Genomic DNA, 2,558 nt, shown 5'->3' with positions numbered 1-2,558 from the left:
GGCGTCGTCCGGCTCGCCGCCGTGCACCGCACCGGCGACCTGCGCATCGGCGACCGCGCCGTGGTCGTGGCCGTCTCGGCGGCGCACCGGGCCGAGGCGTTCGCCGCCTGCCGGCTGCTCATCGACCGGCTCAAGGACGAGGTGCCGATCTGGAAGCACCAGGAGTTCGTCGACGGCGAGGCCGTCTGGGTCTGACGTTGGCCCCGCCCCATAGGGTGTGGGCGTGAGCGCGCACGAGCAGGAGCCCGAGCGTCCCGTCACGTGGAGCCGCCGCAGCCGCACGCTCACCATCGGCGGGGTCGCCCTCCTGGTGCTGACCTGCCTGGCCGCGTTCGTGCCGGTGCCCTACGCGACGATGAAGCCGGGCCCGTCTTCAACACCCTCGGCGAGTTCGACGGACGTCCGCTGATCGAGTTCGGCGACGACGTCACCACCTACGACGACCCCGAGGGCTCGCTCAACTTCACCACCGTCTCGGTCTCGCGCGCGTCCGCGGACGTGTCGCTGTTCCGGGCCGTGGCCGCGGCGCTGACGCCGGACGCCGAGGTCGTCCCGCGCGACCTGCTCTACCCCGAGGGGACGACGCAGGAGCAGTCCACGCAGGAGTCCGCCGCCCAGCTGGCCGGCTCCAAGAGCACGTCCGCCGTCGCCGCGCTCCGCGCGCTGGGCAAGAAGGTCGGCACCACCGTCGTCATCGCCTCGGTCGTCGAGGACGGGCCGGCCGACGGCGTGCTGCGGGCGGACGACCGGGTGCTGGCCGTCGGCGGCACCGCGGTCACGACGCCCGAGGACGCGGTCAAGGCGATCAGCACCGTGAAGCCGGGCGACGACGTGACGCTCACGGTGCAGCGCGACGGCCGCCGTCAGGACGTCACCGTCACCACCGAGCCGGCCGAGGACGACCCCGACCGTGCGCTCGTGGGCGTGACGCTCGGCGCCGACTACGACCTGCCGGTCGACGTCACCAACAACGTCGGCGAGGCGATCGGCGGGCCCAGCGCCGGCACGATGTTCGCCCTCGCCATCTACGACAAGCTCACGCCCGGCTCGCTGACCGCTGGCCGCGACATCGCCGGCACCGGCACGATCGACGCCGAGGGCACCGTCGGCCCGATCGGCGGCGTGAAGCAGAAGATCGCCGGCGCGGACGCCGCCGGTGCCGACGTCTTCCTCGTGCCCGCCGCGAACTGCGCCGAGGCGGCCGAGACCGACCACGACATCACGCTGGTCAAGATCGAGAAGCTCACGGGGGCCGTGGACGCGCTCGAGGCGCTGGCCGAGGACCCCGACGCGGAGGTGCCCACGTGCGAGTAGAGGACCTGGCGAACCTGGCCCCGGACTCCGACGTCCGGCAGGCCGCGCTCGAGGTGGAGCGGCACGTCGCCGCGGAGGGCTGGGACCAGGCGCCGCGGCTGTTCGCGCTCGTGCGCACGGCTGCGCTCGTCGCCCAGCAGCCCGAGCTCGCCGGCCAGCTCGGCCAGGACGTCGTTGGTGGCGTCGTCGGTGGGCAGGCCGTGGTCGGTCAGCTCGACGTGCACCGCGTCCGGGCCGAACTGCTGGGCCAGCCGGCGCAGCGCGGCCCGGGCGGCGTCGCGTCCGCCCGTGGCCAGGGCCTGGCGCACCGCTCCCTTGCGGCACCCGGTGAGCACGACCCAGTGACCACGGCCGCGGTCGACCAGGTCGTCCAGGTCGTAGCGCGGGTGGCCCTTCTCGTCGCCGGCCAGGTGCGCCTCGGTCATGGCCGCGGCGAGCCGGTGGTACCCCTCGACGCCGCGGGCCAGGACGAGCAGGTGCTGGCCCTCGGGGTCGGGGACGCCGTTCTGCGGCCCGGTCAGGCCCAGCGACAGCTCGGCGCCGTAGACCGTGCGCAGCCCCTGCGCCGCGTGCAGCTGAGCGGTCTCGGCGACGTACGGGGCGGCGTGGAAGCCGTCGTGGTCGGTGATCGCCAGCGCGTGCAGCCCCAGCCGGATCGCCTCGGCGACGAGATCCTCGGGTCCGCTCGCGCCGTCGAGGAAGCTGTAGCTGCTGTGGCAGTGCAGCTCGGCGTACGGCACGACGGGGCCGGACGGACGACGCACGTCGTCGCGCGGGGCCGGACGCCGCTTGCGCGAGTAGCCGGGCGCGTCGCCGCCGTCGGGCTCGGGCGCCTCCGGCGGACGTCCGGACACGCCGCGCTCGAGCTCGCGCCACGGGATGTCGGGGTTGAAGTACGGCACCTCAACCTCGTCCCCAGCTCGCGCTGAGCGTGACGTTGTGCACGCCTTGCGCGGCGTGTCGCGGGCAGAACGTCACGCTCAGCGCCGAGGCGAGGTCAGTCATAGCGGGCCTCGGTCCACCACTGGCCGTTCTCGACGACCATGAGCCAGGCGCTGCCGTCGACACCGACGACCTGGAAGCGGGCGATGCGCCGGGCGTGCACCTCGTCCCACCACAGCTCGTCGACCGGCCAGGGCCCGGCCCAGGACGCCACCGGCTGCCAGTCGGCGTGCGGGCTCGGGCCCGGAAGAGCGCGGGGCTCGCCGGTGACCGTGCCGCGTCCCGGTGACGCCGACCGCCTG

2 protein-coding genes and 2 pseudogenes are annotated in these 2,558 nt (G+C 74.6%); 2 read left to right on the top strand and 2 right to left on the bottom strand.

All coding sequences use genetic code 11. The features are described from left to right. Together AC2W7G_RS13520 and AC2W7G_RS13515 are read left to right on the top strand one after the other, a co-directional pair. On the top strand, positions 1–195 hold a 195-nt coding region (locus AC2W7G_RS13520), incomplete at its 5' end, for a molybdenum cofactor biosynthesis protein MoaE (protein ID WP_485868895.1). A gap of 66 nt (positions 196–261) precedes the next feature. After that, a complete protein-coding gene (locus AC2W7G_RS13515; RefSeq protein ID WP_485868894.1) occupies positions 262–1,314 on the top strand; it encodes a YlbL family protein in 1,053 nt (350 codons plus the stop codon). A 212-nt stretch (positions 1,315–1,526) separates the two neighbouring features. On the opposite strand, the pseudogene AC2W7G_RS13510 reads toward AC2W7G_RS13515, so the two are convergent. After that, positions 1,527–2,054: pseudogene (locus tag AC2W7G_RS13510) on the bottom strand (PHP domain-containing protein); the annotation flags it as partial. Between the two features lie 257 nt (positions 2,055–2,311). Then, positions 2,312–2,558 (bottom strand): annotated as a pseudogene (locus tag AC2W7G_RS13505) (DNA polymerase Y family protein); the annotation flags it as partial.

The sequence above is a fragment of the Aeromicrobium sp. PFPM2_SD2 genome, assembly GCF_057364525.1.
The sequence above is the reverse complement of the archived record's forward strand: the minus strand, read 5'-3'. Positions and strand labels throughout refer to the sequence as shown.